General features: G+C 68.4%; 1 protein-coding gene. It reads left to right on the top strand.

Features of this window, described 5'->3' with window-relative positions:
- Positions 1-637 (top strand): VCBS domain-containing protein (locus B5E41_RS31000; protein ID WP_210191839.1); only part of this gene is annotated, 637 nt, incomplete at both ends.

The raw sequence follows: 637 nt of genomic DNA, 5'->3' as shown, positions 1-637 counted from the left end.
CAACGGCATCTATGGCAGCTTCAGCTTCAATGCCGCCACCGGCAGCTGGACCTATACGCTCGACAACAGCCGGGCGGCAACGCAGGCGCTCAACCAGGGCGACGCGGTCAGCGATACGCTGAGCGTCAGCTCGCTCGACGGCACCGCCAGCCACAATATCGTCGTCGCCATCACCGGCGCCAACGATGCGGCTGCGATCGTCGTCGATGCGACGGTGACCGACGACCGGGCGACGGTCGAGGCGGGGGCAGCCGGCAGCGGCGATCCGAGTGCCTCCGGCAAGCTGACGGTCAGCGACGTCGACGACGGCGAGGCGGTGTTTGCCGCCCCGGCCTCACTCAACGGCATCTATGGCAGCTTCAGCTTCAATGCCGCCACCGGCAGCTGGACCTATACGCTCGACAACAGCCGGGCGGCAACGCAGGCGCTCAACCAGGGCGACGCGGTCAGCGATACGCTGAGCGTCAGCTCGCTCGACGGCACCGCCAGCCACAATATCGTCGTCGCCATCACCGGCGCCAACGATGCGGCTGCGATCGTCGTCGATGCGACGGTGACCGACGACCGGGCGACGGTCGAGGCGGGGGCAGCCGGCAGCGGCGATCCGAGTGCCTCCGGCAAGCTGACGGTCAGCGAC

It is taken from the genome of Rhizobium esperanzae (assembly GCF_002204185.1).
GTDB classification, from domain to species: domain Bacteria; phylum Pseudomonadota; class Alphaproteobacteria; order Rhizobiales; family Rhizobiaceae; genus Rhizobium; species Rhizobium esperanzae.
Note: the sequence above shows the minus strand (reverse complement) of the source record. Positions and strands in the feature narration are given on the sequence as shown.